Source organism: Flavobacterium sp. Root901 (assembly GCF_001429765.1).
Taxonomy (GTDB): domain Bacteria; phylum Bacteroidota; class Bacteroidia; order Flavobacteriales; family Flavobacteriaceae; genus Flavobacterium.
Genome location: NZ_LMJB01000005.1, coordinates 1,231,636 through 1,253,428 on the forward strand (window position 1 = coordinate 1,231,636; position 21,793 = coordinate 1,253,428).

At 33.7% G+C, this 21,793-nt stretch carries 19 protein-coding genes; 12 read left to right on the top strand and 7 right to left on the bottom strand.

Features of this window, described 5'->3' with window-relative positions; all coding sequences use genetic code 11:
* Positions 1-130: 130 nt before the first annotated feature.
* Together ASE21_RS09030 and ASE21_RS09035 are read left to right on the top strand one after the other, a co-directional pair.
* Positions 131-1,216 carry a sensor histidine kinase gene (locus ASE21_RS09030; RefSeq protein ID WP_057122257.1) on the top strand — a complete coding sequence of 362 codons (1,086 nt, stop codon included), beginning with the start codon at positions 131-133 and terminating at the stop codon, positions 1,214-1,216.
* 163 nt (positions 1,217-1,379) lie between these two features.
* A complete protein-coding gene (locus tag ASE21_RS09035; protein WP_057122258.1) occupies positions 1,380-2,675 on the top strand; it encodes a porin in 1,296 nt (431 codons plus the stop codon).
* On the opposite strand, the gene ASE21_RS09040 is transcribed toward ASE21_RS09035, so the two are convergent.
* The 3 genes from ASE21_RS09040 to ASE21_RS09050 form a co-directional block, all read right to left on the bottom strand.
* Positions 2,672-3,748: a glycosyltransferase gene (locus tag ASE21_RS09040; protein ID WP_057122259.1), complete on the bottom strand. Its 1,077-nt coding sequence runs from the start codon at positions 3,746-3,748 to the stop codon at positions 2,672-2,674. The two genes, ASE21_RS09035 and ASE21_RS09040, sit on opposite strands and share 4 nt — an antisense overlap.
* Positions 3,749-3,964: 216 nt before the next feature.
* The gene (locus tag ASE21_RS09045) at positions 3,965-4,495 is read right to left on the bottom strand and encodes a hypothetical protein (RefSeq protein WP_057122260.1); all 531 of its coding nucleotides are present in this window, start codon (positions 4,493-4,495) and stop codon (positions 3,965-3,967) included.
* Between the two features lie 64 nt (positions 4,496-4,559).
* Positions 4,560-7,991: a hypothetical protein gene (locus ASE21_RS09050; protein ID WP_057122261.1), complete on the bottom strand. Its 3,432-nt coding sequence runs from the start codon at positions 7,989-7,991 to the stop codon at positions 4,560-4,562.
* A gap of 197 nt (positions 7,992-8,188) precedes the next feature.
* Here ASE21_RS09050 and ASE21_RS09055 point away from each other — a divergent pair, with 197 nt between their 5' ends.
* The 3 genes from ASE21_RS09055 to ASE21_RS09065 all read left to right on the top strand — a co-directional run bounded on the left by ASE21_RS09055 (position 8,189) and on the right by ASE21_RS09065 (position 12,796).
* Complete coding sequence (locus tag ASE21_RS09055; RefSeq protein WP_057122262.1) at positions 8,189-9,250, top strand: helix-turn-helix domain-containing protein; 1,062 nt, start codon at positions 8,189-8,191, stop codon at positions 9,248-9,250.
* 3 nt (positions 9,251-9,253) lie between these two features.
* Positions 9,254-10,306, top strand: coding sequence for a helix-turn-helix domain-containing protein (locus ASE21_RS09060; protein WP_057122263.1), 1,053 nt, complete (start codon positions 9,254-9,256; stop codon positions 10,304-10,306).
* A gap of 240 nt (positions 10,307-10,546) precedes the next feature.
* The gene (locus ASE21_RS09065) at positions 10,547-12,796 is read left to right on the top strand and encodes a TonB-dependent receptor domain-containing protein (RefSeq protein WP_057122264.1); all 2,250 of its coding nucleotides are present in this window, start codon (positions 10,547-10,549) and stop codon (positions 12,794-12,796) included.
* A gap of 74 nt (positions 12,797-12,870) precedes the next feature.
* Here the strand turns inward: ASE21_RS09065 and ASE21_RS09070 are convergent, their stop codons facing one another.
* Positions 12,871-14,130, bottom strand: coding sequence for an aspartate kinase (locus tag ASE21_RS09070; RefSeq protein WP_057122265.1), 1,260 nt, complete (start codon positions 14,128-14,130; stop codon positions 12,871-12,873).
* A gap of 217 nt (positions 14,131-14,347) precedes the next feature.
* Positions 14,348-14,842: a GNAT family N-acetyltransferase gene (locus ASE21_RS09075; protein ID WP_057122266.1), complete on the bottom strand. Its 495-nt coding sequence runs from the start codon at positions 14,840-14,842 to the stop codon at positions 14,348-14,350.
* A 171-nt stretch (positions 14,843-15,013) separates the two neighbouring features.
* Here ASE21_RS09075 and fbp point away from each other — a divergent pair, with 171 nt between their 5' ends.
* Positions 15,014-16,018 carry a class 1 fructose-bisphosphatase gene (gene fbp / locus ASE21_RS09080; protein WP_057122267.1) on the top strand — a complete coding sequence of 335 codons (1,005 nt, stop codon included), beginning with the start codon at positions 15,014-15,016 and terminating at the stop codon, positions 16,016-16,018.
* Positions 16,019-16,237: 219 nt separating this feature from the next.
* Positions 16,238-16,648, top strand: a complete 411-nt coding sequence (locus tag ASE21_RS09085) for a hypothetical protein (protein WP_057122268.1) — start codon at positions 16,238-16,240, stop codon at positions 16,646-16,648.
* A 137-nt stretch (positions 16,649-16,785) separates the two neighbouring features.
* Here ASE21_RS09085 and ASE21_RS09090 read toward each other — a convergent pair whose 3' ends face one another.
* Positions 16,786-17,217, bottom strand: a complete 432-nt coding sequence (locus tag ASE21_RS09090; protein ID WP_057122269.1) for a TerB family tellurite resistance protein — start codon at positions 17,215-17,217, stop codon at positions 16,786-16,788.
* Positions 17,218-17,386: 169 nt separating this feature from the next.
* Between ASE21_RS09090 and ASE21_RS09095 the strand changes: the two genes are divergently transcribed.
* From ASE21_RS09095 to ASE21_RS09115, 5 genes are all read left to right on the top strand, one after another.
* Positions 17,387-17,980: a HupE/UreJ family protein gene (locus ASE21_RS09095; RefSeq protein WP_057122270.1), complete on the top strand. Its 594-nt coding sequence runs from the start codon at positions 17,387-17,389 to the stop codon at positions 17,978-17,980.
* 5 nt (positions 17,981-17,985) lie between these two features.
* Complete coding sequence (locus tag ASE21_RS09100; RefSeq protein WP_057122271.1) at positions 17,986-18,417, top strand: deoxycytidylate deaminase; 432 nt, start codon at positions 17,986-17,988, stop codon at positions 18,415-18,417.
* Positions 18,417-19,994 carry a S41 family peptidase gene (locus tag ASE21_RS09105; protein ID WP_057122272.1) on the top strand — a complete coding sequence of 526 codons (1,578 nt, stop codon included), beginning with the start codon at positions 18,417-18,419 and terminating at the stop codon, positions 19,992-19,994. Before ASE21_RS09100 ends, ASE21_RS09105 begins: the two co-directional genes overlap by 1 nt.
* A gap of 17 nt (positions 19,995-20,011) precedes the next feature.
* Positions 20,012-20,377, top strand: coding sequence for a nuclear transport factor 2 family protein (locus ASE21_RS09110; RefSeq protein WP_057122273.1), 366 nt, complete (start codon positions 20,012-20,014; stop codon positions 20,375-20,377).
* Positions 20,378-20,465: 88 nt separating this feature from the next.
* On the top strand, positions 20,466-20,783 hold the full coding sequence (locus ASE21_RS09115; protein WP_057122274.1) for a hypothetical protein: 318 nt from the start codon (positions 20,466-20,468) through the stop codon (positions 20,781-20,783).
* Between the two features lie 400 nt (positions 20,784-21,183).
* Here the strand turns inward: ASE21_RS09115 and ASE21_RS09125 are convergent, their stop codons facing one another.
* On the bottom strand, positions 21,184-21,789 hold the full coding sequence (locus ASE21_RS09125) for an FAD-dependent oxidoreductase (RefSeq protein WP_057122276.1): 606 nt from the start codon (positions 21,787-21,789) through the stop codon (positions 21,184-21,186).
* Between the last annotated feature and the right edge of the window lie 4 nt (positions 21,790-21,793).

Sequence of the window (21,793 nt, forward strand, 5' to 3'; positions counted from 1 at the left end):
TTGACAAAGATTTACTTTTTAAGTTCATATCTAATTCTTAGAAATAAGTTTTTTATCTTTAAATGAACTTATATCACTTATATGGTAAAAAAAACAGCCTTATAAATGATTTATTATTTTAAATATTTCAATGAAAATTAATTTTAAAAAAACATACAAATTCGCTATAAAATCGGCATTGTATATCAGTCTCTTTTCTACAGGATTTGTGCTGATACTGATGTCTTTGTTTTATAAAAACCAATTACAACATCAGATCGCGTTTGGAATTATTTTTATAATATCAATCTATATATTCTCTTTTTTAGTTTTACAATATCGTGTAGAACGGTTTATTTACAGAAGGGTAAAGAAAATTTACGATGAGGTCTCGTTATTAGAATCAACCACACTAATCAATCAGCCTATAACAACGGATATGGAAACGCTTTCGCGTGAAGTGAAAAAGTTTGCCACTGATAAAAAGCTGGAAATCGAAATGCTCGAAATTCGTGAACAATACCGAAGAGAGTTTTTAGGAAACGTTTCACACGAATTAAAAACACCATTATTTACTGTTCAGGGTTATGTTTCTACTTTGCTGGACGGTGCAATGGATGACAAACACATCCGAAAAAAATATTTGAAACGTGCCGAAAAAGGAGTTGAGCGTCTTATATATATAGTCGAAGATTTAGATATGATTACCAAGTTAGAATCTGGTGATTTAGATTTGAATATGACTGATTTTGATATTGTTGAGCTGATTCAGAATGTTTTTGATTTACTGGAAATGAAAGCTGATAAAAAGAAAATTAAATTAGCTTTTGAAAGTAAAAATGTCCAATCCGTTATTATTCGCGGAGATCAGGACAGAATTCAGCAGGTTCTTGAAAATCTAATCGTGAACTCTATTAAATATGGAAAAGAAGGCGGTTTGACAGAAGTTGGTGTTGTAAACCTAACCAAGAAAAAAGTCTTAATTCGTATAAGTGATAATGGAGAAGGAGTTGAAAAACAAAACATTCCAAGACTTTTTGAACGTTTCTACCGGGTTGACAAAAGCGGAACGCGTTCTGAAGGAGGTTCCGGTTTAGGTTTAGCGATTGTAAAACATATTATTGAAGCACATAAAGAGAAAGTTTACGTAGAAAGTGAGTTCGGAATTGGTTCAGAATTCTCTTTTACGCTCGAAAAAGCCTTCAAACCACAAAAAACCGACGTTAAAAAATCGTAAGCTGTTTTTTGCTGAAAGCCTTAAAACAAAGGCTTTTTACAATAAATTAACATACGACTTTGGTCGGTAACATTAAATTTTTATTATGGTAACATCTTGTTAATGATTTCTTAACACAGGTGAGTGATCTTTGCGTCCTGAAATTAAGGGAATTAAAGAACTAATGATAAGAAAAAAAATATTAGCGGCCATAATGCTGATTACCTGCGCAGCAAATGCACAGGAAATAAATAAACAAGAAGTAAAAAACGAAGTACTTCGTATTTTAGATTCAATTAATAAAGCAAAACTTCCGGAGACTAAATCCGGAGGAGGAGTTGAAGAACACTGGTATGACAGAATCTCTTTAAGAGGTTATGCACAGATTAGGTACAACGGGCTTTTCTCTACAAATGATAAGGTTTCCTGCGAACAGTGCGACAAGTCGTGGGGCACAACATCAACCGCTCCGGATGCAAAAGCAAACAACGGACTTTTTATTCGCCGTGCACGTTTAGTATTTTCGGGACAAGTTCACCCCAATGTGTTTTTCTATTTTCAGCCAGATTTTGCCAGTTCTCCTGTTACCGGAATTCAGAATTTTGTGCAGATTAGGGACCTTTATTTTGATCTTTCTTTTGATAAGAAAAAAGAATACCGCGTTCGTATCGGGCAGAGTAAAATTCCATACGGATTTGAAAATATGCAGTCAAGTTCCCAGCGTTTAACTTTAGACCGCGCCGATGCCATCAATAGTGCCATATTAAATGAACGTGATTTAGGGATGTTTTTCTACTGGGCTCCGGCCGAAATCAGAGAGCGTTTTGCTATGTTGGTCAAAGACGGATACAAAGGTTCAGGAGATTTTGGAGTATTTGCCTTTGGGGTTTACAACGGACAAATTGCCAATAAACTAGACGGAAACAGAGATCTGAATGTCGTTGCGAGAGTAACTTATCCTTTCGTAATTGGAAACCAGATTATCGAACCGGGAATTCAGGCTTATACAGGAAAATGGGCTTTTACCGGAGAAATTTCTAATGGAGTAACAGTAAATGATCCGCAGTATGTAAAAGATCAAAGAGTAGGAGCAACATTTGTTTTATATCCAAAACCATTCGGAATCCAGACAGAATACAATGTCGGAAGAGGTCCGCGTTATAACACATTAACTCATACAGTTGATGAAACAGATTTAAACGGAGGTTACGTTTTATTAAACTATAAATGGGATATCAAAAAACAGCATATTTATCCTTTTGCCAAATTTCAATATTATGACGGAGGAAAAAAATATGAAAAAGATGCCAGAAGTTATGTTGTAAGAGATTACGAACTGGGCGTTGAATGGCAGCCAATTAAAGCTTTTGAGTTAACGGCAGAATATGTAATCGCAGACAGAACTTTTGAAGACAGCGCGCTTCCAATAAACAGACAACAAGGAAATGTATTGCGATTGCAAGCGCAGTTTAACTTCTAGATATGATCTTCAAAAACACTAAATAATAAGTCCCAGTCGATATCATTTTTAAATTGGGATAAACCTTTAAACGACTTTACCTTTGATAAATCTTCAATCGTAAAGTCGTCTTGCATTGCATACGGTACAAGATTTTCTTCCTGAAGTTTTATCGCCAGATATTCCTGTTCATATTGTCCGGGAGTTGGAATAAAAAAAGCTTTTTTACCCAATTTGGCCAAATCCATAACAGTAGTGTAGCCGGAACGGCAGAGAACAAATTCACTTTCATTAAAAGTCTGTTCTAGTTGTTTAGAATTCATGAAGTTATAATAAGTCACATTTCCGGCCTGCCATTTTTCCTGTGCTTTATCTACAAGTCCTTGTACAAAAACCACTTTTCCATCAAACTTTGCAGCTTCTTTTTGCAGTTTCTCATCAAGAAAAGTACGCTGAGGTTCAGGACCTGATAAAATAATCATCAAATCATAAACAATTGGGGTTTCCTTTCTTTTCATTCTGCTCAAAGGACCAATATATCTTAGGTTCGGTTCTTCTTTTTTAAGATGTCCCAGATCTCCGGTAAGATTTATTTTTTCATTGGAATCGGGAACCCAGCATTCGGTATATTTTTTAATAAAATACTGATGGCATTTACTGGTAAACCAGGTCGTGTTTCCGGTCATGACATTTAATTGATGCGTCATAAAAACAGAAGGCACTTTTTTACTAAAAACGCCTAATCGGTTATCTGAAATTATACCGTCGATACCATGTTTTTTAATCCAGCTGTTTACCATTTTTTTCTCGTCTAAAATGGCAGTTATCATTTTCGGAAGATTTTTGATCAGCTTCCATTTAAAATTTTTACCATTCTTGGCATATTCAATATGGTAAGAAGGCAGTTCAAGAGTTTGAATGTATGGAAATTCCTTACGCAGTAATGCCAGCGAAACACCGTCAGAAGCAATAATTGGAATAAAATTATTTTCTTGAAGCGCCTTGATTATCGGAATACACCTTGTGGCATGCCCTAGTCCCCAGTTTAGAGGAGCAACTAATATAGTTTTGTTAGCAGAATAGTCAATGCTCATATTTTTTAACGCTTTTAAAAAAACGAAGATAAAGAAATATGTTTTTTATGATATTTCGCACACATTACCAAATTATTAACTCTTTTCTAAGCTTCTAAGACGCTAAGATGTTGAGCTTCTGAGATTTTTCTATAAAAAAAACCGAACGTAAGTTCGGCCTTTTCTTTTCTCAATGTTAAGAAACTTAGAAGCTTAGTATCTCAGAAACTTAATATCTTAGTCTTGAATATAAGTTTTGTTTCCGTTTTTGTTAATGTAATATTTTCCACCTTTAGGACCGGTATACACTTTTTTGCCATTGTATTCTCCAGTAACCTTATCCGGTGTTTTTGGAGCTTTTTCATTCGTTTCTTTAAAAGTCTTTGCCGTTGATTTTTTTGCAGCAGCGGCATCTTTTTTAGCTGTTTTGGCAGCAGCGTCAGCATCGGCTTTTGCTTTTTTAGCGTCAGCTTTTGTACCTTCAGCTTTATCAGATGCTTTTTTAGCTTTTGCTGAAGCATCAGTAGCTTTTGCGGCTTCTTTTTTAGCTTTTACAGCTTCCTTATCTGCCGTTTTTTTAGCATCGTCAGCCGCATCTTTTTTCGCTTTTGCAGCCTCTTTTTTAGCATCGGCTTTTGCTTTGTCAGCATCAGATTTTGCTTTTTTAGCTTTGGCTTCTGTTTTAGATTTGGTCTCTTTTGCAGTTTCCTGTGCGTAGAAATTAGTAGATAAAACTACTATAAAGCAAAGTAATAATAATTTTTTCATAATGGTTTAGAGTTTAAATTTTCATTTAAAATTAAGCAAAAAAATCTTATGTTTTATTAAAGTATTAAAAATAAGCACGAAGCTGAACATTTCCGGTATGCACCGTATTTCCGGTTTCACTTTTACGTCCCTGATAATTCAAATTAACATCTAAAAACTGTGTAATGTTTTTTTGCAGCAGCAGTTTCCAAACCAAATTTTGTCCCGCCTGAAGCCCTTCAAGCATTTGAAATCCTACAGATGAAAATTCATTTCCGGTAAATTTATTTTCATAAAAAGAAAACTCGCCATTTACAGTTACTTTCTTTTCTCCGGCAAAAGAAAACGAAGTTCCGAGTCGGTTTTGAACTAACGTTTCCTGATTACCAATTTGATTTTCTTTATTCTGAAATTCATAAAAGAAATCAAGGCTGGTGTTTTTCGAAAACAAATAACTAATTTTTGGTGCCAGCTGATACCCTTTTAAATCATAATTTTTCTCAACAAAATCTTCTGAAATTAAATTTGTTTTTATTGTTTTGGTAAAAAAATTAAACAGCCAGCTTTTTTGATACAGATGTGTATACTGCAATTGATGCGAACTGTTTTTTACATTTTGAGAACCAATCGAAAGCAGATTTTTACCATTATTAATAAGGTAAGAATATGTTACAGAATGTTTTTGTTTCCCGCGATTGTAAAATAAACTGTTTCTAAAACTTGAATTTAAACCGAGAATATTTTCATCTGAGGAATAAAACGGATTCAATTCTAAATGATTGCCGCTGCTTCTTACTTTTCGGTCCATAATAAAAGATGTCTGATTGTAGAAATACGAAATCAGTTTTTTCAAACCTTTTTCATTCTGCCATTGCAGCGGATTTAATATAACAGACTGCGAAAATTTATTCTGATTGGTTTTAATATAAATCTGATTCGGAAGAAAGATCCGAATGTATTTTGCCTGATCCGGAAAAGCTGCAATTTCAAATTCTTCCAGTTCCTGAATTCCGTTTCCGTTGTAATCATTCCAGGTATAAACGCCTTGTCCGGTTGGAACTTCGACATATGTAAATTCCTGCTGGGCAATAGTTCCGGAACTGGTTTCATAAGCAGTTCCAATCTGCATAAACTGATTAAAGAATCGGTCGTTATAAAGAATTCTCGAATTTAACGAAGGTTCATTTTCTTTACCGGAATCCGTAAAATCCAGATTTCGGTAACTGGCATAAACCGCCAGATCTGTTTTTTTATTCTGAATGAGTTTTGATCTTAAATAATAAGTCTGTGAATTGTTTACATGCTGTAAAAGGCCATTTTGCAAACTGTCATTTTTACGTTGTAAATAACCCAGTTCAATAAAAACCTTTGTACTGTCGCCGCGTCCTATAAAAGCGCCATATTCAGAAAACCTTTGGCTTAAAGCCGAAAACTGATTCGTAACTTTATCTTTTTCCTGATTATCTTCAATTTGTAAACTGCCGCCAATCCAGTTTTTTCCAAAATGATATTTTGCGCGGGTTTGGTTCCGAATAAATTTTGAAGTCGAAACTGTCGCATCAGAATTTAAAAAACTCCCCTGATTTTGAATCGTCCAGTTTTTAAGTTTGAACAGAGCGGTTGTGGTATGGCGCGCTCCCGAATAACTTTCGGTAAAATCCAGTTTTTCAAATTGATAGGTAAATAAACCAATGTCTGAAGTTTCTTTTTTTGCAAATAAATCAAAATTAACGCCCGTAACCAATAAACTTTGATTTCCTAAAAGTGTAGCATTTAAATTCCAGTCGCGATTAAACTCAATATTATACAAACGCTCAACAGAGCGAAAGTCTTTTTGCACAAATTGATAATTTGCAAAACCGTCCAGAGTCCAGTTTCTGGTAAAAAGACGTTTTTTAATATTGGTTTTAAAAGCAATTCCGTCATTATCAGAATCATCAATTTTCGAAAATAAATTTTTATCATTATTGCTCATTGCAATTTCAAAATCAACCAGCGTTTTTTCGTCAGGATTGTATTTTCCTAAAAAAGTCGCTACCTGAATTTTCATTGGGGCAACCAGCTGAACAATTGGCTCGTAATTTCCCTGCGGAACACCATTTACAGGCGAAACATATTCGTAAATTCTCTCAACCGAAGTACTGTTTTGGATTATATAATTTCCAAGATTAGCGCCCACAAGGCTAAACTTTACATTGTACAAAACATCATCCGGATTATTGGAATATTCATAAACTTCAACAGCGTTTATCACTGTTTTTTTATACAATATTTTTTTATCAGAATAAGTATCTTGATAGGCAGAAGGCGCCGTCATTAAACTTTGATCGTCTCCTGCCTGTGCCAGAATCGCTGCTTGTTCTGTAGAAAGATTTTGCTGCAGCGGCTGATTTTTCATATCATTTTCTGAATATAAATAACCGCCAAAACTCCAGTTTTTACTTTCTGTTGTCGCGCCCGCGTAAGTTACCAGTCGGTTATAATTTCGTTCAGAATATTGATATTCAATATTAATCCGCATTTCTGAAGTGATGGTAAAAAGCGATGTAAAAACAATTTCGCCGGCATTATAATCAATAACATAATCGTTGTTTTCGCCGCGTTTAAGCAAAACACCATTTACATAAACACGTTCAGAACCGGAAATTACCAAAACATACAATTCGCCGTTTTGTCCTTTTAATTTATACGGTCCCTGATTTCCTTCCTGACCTGTAAAAGTACTTTTTGCATATTGGCCTTTTACAAATGAAACCGAAGCAAAAACATTAGTTTTACTTTTTTCTGTATCAAAATCAAAACTGGCAGAAAGTCCCTGAACCTTTTTATTGAAACTCAGGAATTGTGTTTTTCTGTTTTCCAGAAAAACGTCGCCGGCGCGAATGTTCCAGTCATCGGTAAAAAGTTCCATGAAAATATTGTCGAACTGATCGAGTTTTTGAGAATAACCGCCATTTTGCAGCGGAATATTATTATCCTGAAGTGAAGCCCGTAAACTGATTTTGTCGGAGATTTTTCCGGTTATCTGTAAATCAAGATTGGAATTTAAAACCGTATTTTGATTATTTCCAATCGTAACGCCGCGAGTAATGCTTCCGGAAGTATTTAAGCCGTCAAAAGGTGTAATTTTTTTAGAACTGGTATTGTCAATTTTATATAATTTTTCTGTTCCAACGTCATTGGTTACAACCTGACTGTCTTTATAAAGTCCGTATTCTTTTGTCAGAATATCCGGATAATGAAGATAATTGACAATTAAAGTATCGCTAACAGAATTGAATTTTTCATTTAAAAGAAGTGTTCCTTTTTGAAAATCAATTTTATAAAAACTGGAATCTATAGGTTGGTTTTTAGAATTCAGCAGTTCAAAAAAACTGGAGTTAATACTGAAGTTTTCCAGGTGAATAGTGTCTTTTACAGCAATTACTTTTTTTGTTTTATACAACGATTCTGTATCCTGTGCCATAAGCCCGGAATACCAAAACAGCACCGTAAAAAACAGTAATTTTTTCAACATAAACACTTTAACTCTAAAAAATCAAAAGTAGTATTTATAATCAAGAAATTGTGAGGCTTTTGTTTGTTGGGAAAACACTTGATTTTGAGCATAATGACTTTTCTTAAATAAAAACATAAACTATATTTTGAAGTATAATTCTCATCATAAACCAATCTTTTTTTTAGCTTTGTTCCAGGATATAACCAACTAATATTATGGATACTGGCAAAGAACTTTTATTCTTTTTTAGTGCTTTGGGAGCTTTCAACGGAATAATTCTGGGGATTTATTTTTTCTTTTTTACGAAGAAAAAGTATTTAACCAATTATTTTCTTGGCGCACTTTTGTTTGCTTTAAGTATCCGAATTGCAAAATCGGTCTTTGTATATTTTCATCCTGAACTGCCAAAAATGTATTTGCAAATTGGGCTCACAGCCTGTTTTTTCATCGGGCCATGTTTGTATTATTTTTTAAAATCGGCTGTTGAAGAAATAAACGTCATGCCAAAATCATGGAAAATTATACTCTCGTTATGGGGGACAGTAATCGTCGGTTCAGGAATTTTATATCCGTATGAATATTATCCGGAACTGTGGACAGGCTATTTTATTCTGTTTATTTATTTTCAATGGTTTATGTATATTGTTTTTTCGGGCTTTACAATTAGAGGGGTTTTAAAGAAAATTGTGAGTAAAAAAGAAAAACCAAGTCCGGCAGAAATGTGGTTCGGAATGCTTTTTCTGGGTAATTTTTTATTATTTCTTTTTTATTTTTTAGCGATAATGGGCGCTTCCGGAGCAACATATATAAGTGGTGCAGTTGTTTTTTCTTTTATTTTATATCTGATAATTTCCATTCTTCTTTACAGAAAAAAAACCGATGATTTGTTTTTACTGAATGTTCAGAAAATCCCGGGTAAAAAAATACAAGCTTCTGAGGCCATTATTATTTCTGAAAAACTGGAAAATATAATGAACGAAAAAAGTTTGTACAAAAATCCAAATCTGAATTTACAGGATTTATCAAAAGAAATAAATATTTCCAGCCATCAGTTATCGCAGTTTTTAAACAATAATCTGGGGAAAAACTTTACCAGTTTTGTAAACGAATTTAGAATACACGAAGCTTGTAAAATCATTACTTCAAATGATAAATTAACTTTAGAATCCGTAGGATATGATGTTGGTTTTAATTCCAAATCAACATTTTTTACAGCTTTTAAAAAACATACCGGAACTACACCTTTAAATTATCAGCTTCAGGCTTTACAAACTTAATATATGAGCATTGGAAAAGAAATATTGTTTTTTTTTGGCGCCTTAGGTGCTTTTAACGGATTTATTCTGAGTTTGTATTTTTTATTTTTTACGAAGAAAAAATACCTTACGAACCTTTTTCTTGGCGCAGCGTTACTCGCATTAAGTATAAGAATCGCGGTAACGGTTTTTGTTTACTTTAATAATAATTTGCACAAAACCTGGCTTCAAATTGGGCTTTCGGCTTGTTTGTTAATTGGGCCGTTATTGTATTATACTTTAAAATCCGGCTTGGAAAACACTGTTTCAAAAAAATGGAAATTACATTTAGGAATTTGGCTTTTTGCGATTTTGAGTATCGGAATTTTATATCCGTATCAAAATTATCCTGTTTTATGGAATTATTATTTTGTGGCTTTTATTTTTGTTCAATGGTTTTCATATCTTTTTATTTCCGGTTTTGAAAGCAGGGTAGTGTTTCAAAAAATAATTTGGAATTATGACAGTTCTTCTGCTGCAGAAAGATGGTTTGGAGCAGTTTTCTTTGGTAATGCGTCTATATTTCTGGCTTATTTTTTAGGATTTTCCAGAATTCCGTTTGTTTCCTGCCTTACCGGAGCGCTTGCTTTTACTTTTATTTTATATCTGATAATTTTAATTCTTTTACACAGAAAGAAAACAGACGATTTATTTCTTCTCAATTTTCAAAAAGGCAAAAAACTGACCGATGCTGAATCTTTAATGATAGATCAGAAGCTGGAAAAAATTATGAATGAAAAAGAATTATATAAAAATCCGAATTTGAGTTTAAAAAAATTATCTGAAGAAATTAATATTCCGGGTCATCAATTATCCCAATTTTTAAATAATAGCCTTGGAAAAAATTTTACCAGTTATATAAATGAATTTAGAATAAACGAAGCCTGCCGAATTATAATTGCAAGTGATAAATTAACTTTAGAATCCGTAGGATATGATGTCGGTTTTAATTCCAAATCAACATTTTTCGCAGCATTTAAAAAACATACCGGAACAACACCTTTAAATTATCAACTGCAGGAATTATCGCTTAGATAATGCTAAATTAAATCTCGCAAAGTCGCAAAGCCAAAGGGGAAATAAAACTTTTGCGCCTTTACGAGAGTATAATTTTACGTTTGAAAAAACTTAGAGCCTTAGAATCTTAGAACCTTAGCATCTTTTAAAAGGTCTTAATTTATAAATCCGTACTCCTGATTTCCCTTTCTAAAACCTCATTCACAGATTTTCAGATGACTTTTGTTTCAAATAAAGTCAAACCGCTAATCGTTAAAGTTTATGAGATTTCTTATTGTATCTGCCATTTTTATTTATTGCCTGATTTTTTCATCAATCGAAGTAAAAGCACAAACTGTAAAAAAAGTTCCGGATAAATCCTATGTTGGAGAAGACAAACCAATAGAAAAAATAACACCAAAATTATCTGCCCGGGATTCTATAATTATTAAAGATGAAGATCAAAACCAGTTAAATGAAGTTGTTGTAAAAAGTCAGCCTTCATTATTAAAATATGGCGCAGACGGAACTATCAATGTAAATGTAAAAGGAACCGTTCTTGCGGCCAGCAGTTCTGTAAATGAATTACTGGGCCGGGTTCCCAATATTGCAATTGCCGAAGGACAAATCAGCATTATCGGAAAAGGAGAAGCAATTATATATTTAAATGGAATCCTGATTAATTACGAACGTTTTGCGGCGATTCCGGTTTCGCAGATTGCTAAAATCGAAGTTATTTCAAATCCGTCTTCAAAATATGATGCCGAAGGAAAAGCAGTTGTAAATATTATTACAATACAAAATATAGAAAGCGGTATTATGGGGTCGGCAAGTCAGCATGTTACAGTTTCTAAGTTTGCCGGAACCAGTACTAATACGCTTTTTGACTTTAATTATTCAAAAGGTAAATTTTCTTTTATTTCGAATTATGGACTTCAGTTAGGAAAAGGCCGGGAATTACTTTATACGACAAGAACCCGATCCAATCCGGACGAATACATGAAATCTGTTTTAACAACAGACTGGTTAAGGCAGTTTAATAATTATTCCAATTTTGCAGCGGGTCTTCAATATACTTTTTCGGAGAAAAGTTATGTTTCATTGGCATACAGCGGAAATATTGAAGATTTAGGCGGAGCAGTAAAAAGCCGGAATTCTATAGATAATAATTCGGGAAACAGCTTTTTTGCAACCGATATTAAGAAAAACGATGTTTTGCTGAATCAGTTCATCAATCTAAATTATAATTTAATTACTGATAGTAAAGGTTCGTCGCTTTTTATTGGTTCGCAATATTCCAATTATAACGGAACGATACGAGATTATATAGAAGAAAATAGTGTGGTTGATAATCTTGAAGGACAACGATATTTAAAAAATAATGTTGGAAATACCATTAATATTATTGCCGCACAAGCTGATTACTCGAAAAAAATAAGTGACAAAACAAAATTAGAAACGGGGGCAAAATTTAGTTTTGCCAAAGTAAAATCCGGAACTGATTTTTTAATCGCAGATGCCGATGACATGAATTTTGAATTTGATGATAAGCTTTCCAGTGATTTCATGTATAAAGAAGATATCAATGCAGCGTATTTTAATTACCAAACTTCAATTGGTCAAAAACTAAGTTTATCGACGGGCCTTCGCGGCGAATGGACGAGTTATGATTTATATACAAACGCAAACGGAATTCAGAATTTTGAAAAAAGCTACGGCAATTTTTTTCCTAACCTGCTTTTAAATATGGATTTTTCAGAAAACTTAAAAGGACATTTTTCCTATGTTTCGAGAATTACAAGACCGCGTTATCAGGCTTTAAATCCTTATGTGGTCTATCAGGATCCTTTTACGACTATTGAAGGAAACCCTAATTTAGTTCCTGAAAAAATTCATGCTTTTGAGATTGGTACGATGTACAGGAAATTCGATTTTAAAATAGGATATACTTATAAGATTGACCCAATTTCTGGCGCGGCATTACGAGGCGATACGCCAAATAGTTATGTTTTAAAAGCTATAAATCTGGAAAACGGCCATGTGTTTTTTAGTTCGCTTTCGAGATCTTTTACTATCAAATGGTGGAATTCGACTAATACCATAAATATCAATTTAAGCAAATCTGTAGATCATAAATACTCGTATGTTTTTAGTCCGGTAACGCCTCAGTTATATTTCTATTCGAATAATACATTTACAATTCCGAAATTATTTAAAATTCAGCTTCTTGCCTGGTATTTAGGAGACAGAGGTTACGGATTGGGAACAGATAACAGCCGTTCTACAGTAACACTGGGAATCGAAAGAAATTTTTTCAAAGATGCTTTACGAGTCAATTTTACAGCAAATGATATTTTCCATAAGTTCATGGTTTCCGGAGATTATAATGTTGGACAAACCCAAATTTATTACCACAGAACTTATACAAGCAATTATTTTAAATTGATTGCCGTTTACAGTTTTGGCAATTCTAAAAACACGACCTATAAAAAATCTGAAATTGAACAGACAGAAAATAACAGGGCGAGATAAAAGAAAAGGCTTCACAATTAAGTGAAGCCTTTTCAACATCTATCTGAATTTTAATAATTCCCTTTTATAAAGTATTAGTTTAATTCTTTAGTCACAATCTGCATTGTTTCGCGGCTTACTTGTTTTAGCAAAACTTCTTTGTTTGCTTCAACAGTATGTGATGCCTGCTCGGTAAAGTGGCGGATTGTATATAAGGTCACATTATCGCTGTAATCAACTTTGAATTTTTTCGAAAGAATCGCATTCAGTTCAGAGAAATTCCCAAATTTATCTTCTACACAAACAGAGAAACTAATCGCAGAGTTCTGAATCAGGTTTACTTTAATTTTGAATTCGTGGAATAAACCAAAAATCTCACTGATGTTTTCTTCCATAATAAAAGAGAAATCAATGGATGAAAGCGAAATCAAAAGCTGTTCTCTCTTTACAATAAAACAGGGATACTGCGGTTCTAGATCAACGCCTTTTGAAACGCAGGTTCCTTTTAATAAAGGGTTTACAAATGATTTTACATATAACGGGATTTCTTTTTTCTGTAAGGGCTGTAAGGTTTTTGGGTGAATAACCGTTGCTCCGTAAAATGCCAACTCAATAGCTTCACGGTACGAAATCTGGTTAAGCAGACTCGCATTTTCAAAATAACGCGGATCGGCGTTCATCACTCCCGGAACATCTTTCCAGATTGTAACACTTTCTGCATTTAAGCAGTATGCAAAGATTCCGGCCGTATAATCAGAACCTTCACGTCCTAAAGTTGTAGTGAAATTATTTTCATCAGCACCTAAAAATCCTTGTGTAATATTTAATTGTTTTCTGGGTACATTTTTGCTGATATTTTGCTGGGTAGTTTCCCAGTCAACTTCTGCATCTCTGTAATTTGCATTTGTTTTAATAAAATTACGTACATCAAGCCACTGCGTCTGAATTCCCATGAAATTCATAAAATGACTTAAAATATTAGTCGAAATTAACTCTCCAAAGCTCACAACCTGATCGTAAACAAAATTGTAGTTTGGAGATTTGTTGTGTGCCAGGAAATATTCTAATTCAGAAAACTGTGCACTTACCGCAGCAAAAACCTCATGTTTCTCGTCTTCAAATAAGTCTAATAATATTTGATTGTGGTATTTTTTTATTTCTTGTACAGATGAACTTAACTCTGGCGATTTATCAAAATAATTCTTGATAACAACTTCAAGAGCATTTGTGGTTTTTCCCATTGCCGAAACGACCAAAATCACATCTTCATAACCCACTTTTTGCAAAACGTCGTATACGTTTTTAATTCCTTCGGCATCCTTTACTGATGCACCTCCAAATTTAAATACTCTCATTATTAATTTATAGATTTTAGATTTTAGATTTCAGATTGGGGCGAAATCTTGCTATTTTGTTTTTTTTAAGCCACAGATTATCAGGGTTAAAATGATTTTTCTGCTACGAATTACATTAATTGCACTAATTTAATTCGTGAAATTAGTGTATCCTCGGCAAACTGACACAGATTGTAAAATCATTTGAATCCTGTAATCTGTGGAAAAATAAATATTTTTATAATTTTTCTAAGAACGAATTAATTCCTGTTTCATCCATTTGTACAACCTGCCAGTCTTCCAGAATTCTCGCTCCTGAATTTTTATAAAAATTAACCGCAGGAATATTCCATGCCAGAACATTCCATTCTACTCTTCGCACATTGTCTTTTTTTCCCTGTTTCATTATTTCAGCATAAAGTGCAGATCCTAAGCCGGTGCCGCGCATTTTTTCTTTAACTATTAAATCTTCAAGGTGAATGGTTTTTCCTTTCCAGGTCGAATAGCGGTAATAGTATAATGCAATTCCAGCTATTTCTTTTCCTGTTTCATTTTCCTTTGATTCAATTTCAGCTACAAAAACCTGAAAAAGCGGTTTTTCTCCAAACCCGTCACGCACTAAATCTTCTTCTGTTATGACAACTGCATCAGGTTCTTTTTCGAATATTGCCAGCTCCTGTATTAATCCCAAAACCGATTTCATATCTTCGGGATTTCCTTTTCTAATATTCATATATTCCTATTATTAATCATGTATTCGCTAAAAAAACCTTTTATTGCACAGTACTTTTTGCTATTAATTAGCAAATATACAATTGTAGCAAACTAACGAAATAATTTTTAAATCATTCTCACAAAATAAACGATATTTGTGACTTAAAATTAAAACTACAACGATATAGTAATGGAAGAACGCAATAAAACACTGGGAGAGTTTATTATTGAGAACCAAAAAGCATTTCAGTATTCGTCGGGAGAACTTTCCCGGATCATCAACTCGATTCGGTTGGCAGCAAAGGTTGTCAATCATAAAGTAAACCAGGCTGGACTGGTAGATATCATCGGCGCCGCAGGCGAGCAGAATATCCAGGGAGAAGACCAGCAAAAATTAGATGTCTATGCAAACGAAGTATTTATCCAGACGTTAATAAACCGTGAGATTGTCTGTGGTATTGCTTCAGAAGAAAACGACGATTTTATTACAGTTAAGGGGAGCGACAACTGTCATAATAATAAGTACGTGATCTTAATGGATCCGCTTGACGGATCTTCAAACATTGATGTAAACGTTTCGGTAGGAACTATTTTTTCTGTTTTTAGAAGAATAACACCAATTGGAACTCCGGTAACAAGCGAGGATTTTTTACAGCCGGGAATCAATCAGGTTGCAGCAGGATATGTAATATATGGAACTTCGACAATGCTGGTTTACACAACCGGATATGGCGTAAATGGTTTTACACTCAATCCGGCAATTGGTACATTTTACCTTTCACACCCAAATATGAAGTTTCCTGAAAACGGAAGCATTTACTCCGTAAATGAAGGTAATTATGTTCATTTTCCGCAGGGAGTAAAAAATTATATTAAATATTGTCAGCGTGAAGAAGAAGACAGACCTTACACATCCCGATATATAGGAAGTTTAGTGGCCGATTTTCACCGAAATATGATTAAAGGCGGAATTTATATTTATCCAACAAGTTCAAAAGCACCAAAAGGGAAATTACGTTTATTATATGAATGTAATCCAATGGCGTTTTTGGCAGAGCAGGCCGGAGGAAAAGCAACAGACGGTTTTGGAAGAATTATGGAAATCCAGCCATCAGAACTGCACCAAAGAGTTCCATTTTTTTGCGGAAGTAAAAGCATGGTAGAAAAAGCAGAAGAGTTTATGGCCGCTGAATAAGTTTTCAGTTTTCAGTGGCAGTTTTCAGATAAACAAACCCGACAGATTTTTAAAAACTTGTCGGGTTTTTGTTTTGAGTAGCTTAAAATTTCAACAGAAACGATACTGAAACTGAAAACCGCGACTGAAAACTTAAAAAACACACGCAACCATTTCTGGATTTAAACATCTTTAGTAAAAATAACCACAGATATTTATTATTCCAAAATTCAGATTATTATGAAAAAATTACTATTTACCCTTTTTACTGCGCTTTCCTTTTTAATAATTTCCTGCAGTAGTGATGAAAGCAGTGGAGGCATTGTAGGCGGCGGCACTGATCCAATTAAACTTTCTAATAAAAATATAAGTTTTAGTTCAGATGCACATTCGGTTACGATTACCTCCCAATCAAAATGGTGGCGGGTAAGTGATCTGAGAATAAATGACGAAAGGTTTGGCTTTAACAGTGAAATAGCCGCTCAACAGAGTTTTATTTTAAAGTATAATGAATTCCAGATTGAAAGAAAAGATGGGACTACTATAATAATTAGTATCAACAAAAACACAACCAATCAAGACAGAACTCTTGTCGTTACTCTGCAGGAAGGGAATTATTATGATTATATAAATATTAAACAGTCAAAATAGATTCAGTTTCCAGTCGCAGCTGCCAGATATAACAAACCCGACAGGTTTTTAAAAAACTTGTCGGGTTTATATTTTTAATTTAAATCTCAACTCTCAGGGCAATACTGAAAACTGCCATTGAAAACTGAAAACTAAAATTACTTGTTCATATTTTCCATTTCGAAAAGAAAAGTATCTAAATCAACTTTTTTGTCAATTAGAGATAACGCTTTTCTAATAATATAATTTACGTTTCCTGGAGTGAAACCCAAAGCTAATCCCATACGGGTTAACATAACTTCCTGCTGGTCACCTAAATGGTGGTCAACGTGAATCATCCTTGCCAAATCATATAAACGCTCTAATCGCTGCGAGTACAAATACGGTGGATTTATTGGATATTTCAAAGGATTTTTAAGAATCTCAGTGTATTCTTCTTCTGAAATTTCTAATCTTGAAGCTAATTTGTCCAAAAAGTCTTTTTCTTCTGGACTTACTTTTCCGTCAGCAAACGCTACACGAACAATTGCAGAGAAATGACCTCTGTTTCTTTGTTTGAATTCGTTATCAAATAATTCTGAAAATGACATAATTAAAATAAGTTTTATGGAACAAAGATAAATTTTATTTTAATTTAACAATTTTAAAATTTTAATAAATTTAACTTATTTTTACTTGTTGTTTTAAGGATACGCATCGTAAAATCTTCAAAATAAATCGTAAGTTTACAACCCCTAATCAATTAATTATAGTACCCGTATGTCGCAATTTTGGATTTATTTTCAAATAGGATTAAAGCATGTTTTAGATATTAACGCCTACGATCACGTTCTTTTTTTAATCGCATTAACTGTTCCTTATTCTTTCAAAGACTGGAAACGTATTTTGCTTCTGGTTTCGGTTTTTACAATCGGTCATACATTAGCTTTAATACTTTCTGTTTTCGGAATAATTGCAATAAAAGTAAATATTGTTGAATTCTTAATTCCGATTACGATTCTGATTACAGCCTTATATCATCTTTTTACTGCAGGAAAAGCAACGAAAAACGATGGCGTAAACGTAGTATTTTTTGTGACTTTATTCTTTGGAATCATCCACGGACTCGGATTCTCAAATTATTTTAAAAGCATTTTAGGAGGATCGCCAAGTTCAAAATTAATGCCTTTAGGAGAATTTGCTTTGGGAATTGAGGCGGCACAGCTGGTAGTTGTTTTTGTAGTTTTGGTAATATCTTATATTGTACAAACAGTATTTCGTTTTTCAAAACGCGACTGGGCACTTGTAATGTCAGCATTTATTATTGGAGTTGTAATTCCGATGATTATTGATAGTCCAATTTGGAACAGATAAAATAAATGGAAATAAAAAAATTAAATAAATACGATAAAGCTTATTTGCGAATCGCTAAAGAATGGAGCCTTTTATCCTACTGCAAGCGTAAACAAGTTGGGGCGATTATCGTAAAAGACAGAATGATCATCTCTGATGGTTATAACGGAACACCATCCGGATTTGAAAATTGCTGTGAAGATGAAAACGGATTAACGCGCTGGGATGTTCTGCATGCCGAAGCAAACGCAATCTTAAAAGTAGCCAGATCTACACAATCTTGTGAAGGCGCAACATTGTATATTACACTTTCGCCTTGCAAAGAATGTAGTAAATTAATACACCAGTCCGGAATAAAAAGAGTGGTATATCAGGACGGATATCGTGATGATTCCGGAATTCAATTTTTAATAAAAGCAGGTGTTGAAGTTCAGCATATTCCTGTTTTAGAAGAGTAATGAAATTTAATCCCAAATATCTGCCAATCGTTATCGGGGCGACTTTTGCTCTCGGAACTATAATCGGAAGTTTAACAAACGCTTCCGCAGATGATCAGCTTTTGGCTAAAAATTATTCTAAAACCAAGCTAAATAAACTGATTGATTTTATCAATACCGAATATGTTGACAGTGTTAACACAGATTCAATTGTAAACCTTACAGTCGATAATATACTTTCAAAATTAGATCCGCATTCTGTTTATATTCCGCCAAGCGAACAAGCCGAAGTTGCTGAAAGCATGAAAGGCGATTTTGTGGGAATCGGAATTAATTTCTACATGTACAAAGATTCTGTTGCAATTATAAAACCGGTCGAAAACGGACCTTCAGCGAAAGCGGGATTAAAATCCGGCGACCGAATTTTGTACGCAGGAAAAACTAAATTGTACGGAAGAAAACTTCCTTCTGATAGTTTATTCTCCAAATTAAAAGGAATAAAAGGCTCTGAAATTGAATTGACCGTTTTTAGAAAATCAGAACAAAAGAAACTGAAGTTTAAAATTAAAAGAGATATTATTCCGATAAAAAGTGTCGATGCTTCTTTGTTAATTGGAAACAATACCGGTTATATCAAAATCAATCGTTTTGCAGAAACCACTTTTAATGAATTCAAAACAGGTTTAACACGATTAAAACAAAAGGGAATTCAGTCGCTTGTAATCGATCTTCGTGATAATGGAGGAGGTTATATGGAAGAAGCAATTGCAATTGCCGATGAATTTCTGAAAGATAAACAGCTTATTGTTTTTACAAAAAACAAAAACGGAACTACTGAAAAAACATACGCCACAAAAGCCGGAAGTTTTGAAACCGGAAAAGTATATGTTTTGATTAATGAAAACAGTGCTTCTGCCAGCGAAATTTTGGCCGGCGCAATTCAAGACAGTGATCGCGGGACCATTGTTGGGCGCCGTTCTTTTGGTAAAGGTTTGGTACAGCGCGAAATGGATTTTAACGACGGATCTGCAGTTCGTTTAACTGTAGCAAGATATTACACTCCAACAGGAAGATCAATTCAAAAACCGTATAAAAAAGGAAACGAAGAATATTTTAAAGAATCAGAATCCAGAATAAATTCGGGGGAATTGTATGCAAAAGACAGTATTAAAGTAGCTGATTCTTTGAAATTTAAAACTCCAAAAGGGAAAATAGTATACGGCGGCGGCGGAATCGTTCCGGATATTTTTGTTCCGATAGAAGCGGAGCATGGAAACGAAAATGCAGCTTACTTACTTCAAACCGGAATTGTTGGTCATTTTGTTTTTGAAGAATTAGATAAAAACCGAAATGCTTTTGCAGGACTTCACTTTGCAGACTTTTTGGAGAAAATGAAAAGTTCCGATGCTTATTTTAAAAAGTTTAAAAACTATATTTTAATGACAGGTTTAGATCTTAAACTAGACAAAACCAAATCATTAGTAAACCGGTATATTACTGCAGAATTTGCGCGCCAATTGTACGGCGAAATGTATTATTATGATGTTATTTTAAAAGATGATGCCATGATAAAAACAGTTTTAAATCAGAAGAAATAATCCTAAATTCTAATTTGATGGAAAAAGACCAAATCGTAAATGCCGAAATTGAACTTTTGACCGCAATTAAAAATGCCGATGTTACTGTTTTGGAACAAATCCTTCACGATGATCTGCTTTTCAATATGCCGGACGGACAAACCATTACAAAAGAATTTGATTTGAATTCATACCGTTCCGGTAAAATGAAAATTGATTCTCTGGAGGCTTCGGATCAAATTATTAATATTATAGATGATACAGCTGTCGTTGCTGTTTCTGTTTCATTAAAAGGAACTTACGATAATAATCCTGTCAATGGCGTTTTTAAATACATACGTGTTTGGAAACAATTTGGCGCAGATTTGAAAATTATCGCCGGAAGCTGCATTCAACTGGCATAAATTTTGACTGCAAAAATAATATTAACTTAAAATAGAACATACCGAAACCTCGTTAATCATAACGTACTTTGCGGTTAAAATTTAAAATATGAAAAATCTGAAAAAAATAAGTTTAGTTGTAATTCTGATGACTTTTATAATCTCTTGTACAACGATGAAAAACGATGCGAATAAGGCAGTTTCCGGAAAAGTAGAATCAATTGAATCCGGAAAAGACGGTTACACTGCAAAAATTAATACAGATACAAAAGAAGTATATTTTGCAACAATCAGCATCGTAAATGTTGGCGGGCCGCAAAATTACAAGCAGTTAAAAATAGGAGATGTAGTTTCGTTAAAAGGAGAAATCTGGAAATCTGATGATGAGAATCATATTAAGGTAACGAAGATTGTTTCGGTGAAATAAATTTACTTACTTAAAATAAAAAAACACTGATTTTGTCAGTGTTTTTTTATTTTAAGATGTATTAAATAATAAACATAACTTTTGAGAACAGTTTTCAATACATTATTTATTCTAATCAATGCAGTAATTGTTGCTTTTTTTAGTCTTTTCTGGGTCGGAAGTTATGAGCGAAAAATCGAGCTTTATACTCTGCTTCCTTATTCTTTTATTTTTCGTTTTCTTGGAGTATCAGCCATCGGTTTTATTGGGATAATTATTCTTCTAATTTTGAATTTTTTCCTGGATAAACTGTTTTCAAAAGACATAAAAATATCTGTTTTTAAAAAGCTAGGATTTAAAAGTCTTATAATAACAACTTTAATAGCTTTTTTGGGAACTGTTTTATTTTTTTGTGTTTAAATTATCGAATGCTGTCGTGCGAATGCGTCTGTACGCCGTTGTTCCATAAAGTGAGAATATCGGTTGCAACAGCAGCACCGCTTCCGGCGGCAATGGCCAGCTGGCTTCTCCATCCGGCTAAAGTTCCAATTGCATAAATCCCGTCGGCAACTTTATGATCATCATTTTTAAGCTGAATACGTTGTTTTTCCGGAAGTGCTTTTTTGTGAGGTTCAACAAATTGCATTAAGCCTTCAATATCAAAAGTATTGGCAGAGCCTATTCCAACAACGATATTTTTTGTCTGGTAGGAGTTTTTATTACTAACAACTGTAAACGAAGGAAAAGAGCCTTCGATTTTCATTACTTTTTCATTTGGAATTTGTTCAATATGCGGATAAGAAGCTGTTAGATCCTGAATACTTTGTGTAAGCAGTTCAGAACCTAATTTACCAGGCGTTATCCCATAAGCATTGTAGAAAACAGCCTCTTGTAAAGAAGAGTTTTTCTGATGGGTAAAAATTCCGATTTTTTTGTCGGTAACAAAAGCTTTGTTTTTTGCAGATCCTAAAACTAAGGCGCAAGACATGCCTGATACACCTCCGCCGATAATTAAAACGTCAAACATATAT